The sequence below is a fragment of the Neisseria sp. P0020.S005 genome (assembly GCF_051957055.1).
Taxonomy (GTDB): Bacteria; Pseudomonadota; Gammaproteobacteria; order Burkholderiales; family Neisseriaceae; genus Neisseria; species Neisseria subflava_A.
On record NZ_JBQCWV010000037.1, the window covers coordinates 1 to 563 of the forward strand.

A 563-nucleotide genomic window follows, 5' to 3' on the forward strand; every position below is an offset into this window, starting at 1 on the left:
TTTGGGTTTGTATTGTTTGGTTTGTTGGTGGCGTTGGGTGTGTATGAGGGGTGGTTTTTGTGCGGTGTGTGCTTCGTTGGTTGGAGTGGGGTTGATTTGTTGCAGCTTGATAATGCGTGTTTGATGGTTGTGGAGACGGTGTGGTTTGGTGTCGTCGACCGCGGTTTGATGTTCTGGATGAGTAGTGTGTTGGTTGGTGTGGGGTTTGGTTTTGGTGTTTTTTGGTTGGTTTTGTGTTTTTGTGTTTTTGTTTGGGCTGGTTTTGGTGGTTTTATTTTTTGGGGTTTTTGGGGTTTGTGGGTGTGTGGTTTGTGTTTTTGTGGGTTGCTTGGCTGTTGGGTTTGGTGGTTTGGTTGGGGTGTTGGTTGGTTTGTTTTGGTGTTTTGGTGGTTGTGTTGTTGGTGTGGGTGGGGTTGGTTTTGGGCGTTTTGGTGGTTGTTGGGTTTGTGGTTGGTGGGGTGGGGGTGGTTGGGGTGGTGGTTTTGGGTTTGGTGTTTGTGTGGGTTTTTTGTTGTTTGTTGTTGTTACGGTGGGTGTTTTGTGTTATTTGTTGGTTTTGGTGT

1 protein-coding gene is annotated in these 563 nt (G+C 46.7%); it reads right to left on the minus strand.

Annotated elements, in window-relative coordinates:
* Positions 1-271 precede the first annotated feature (271 nt).
* Positions 272-563: hypothetical protein (locus ACTHTU_RS11185; protein WP_440362587.1), on the minus strand; the 292-nt coding region annotated here is incomplete at its 5' end.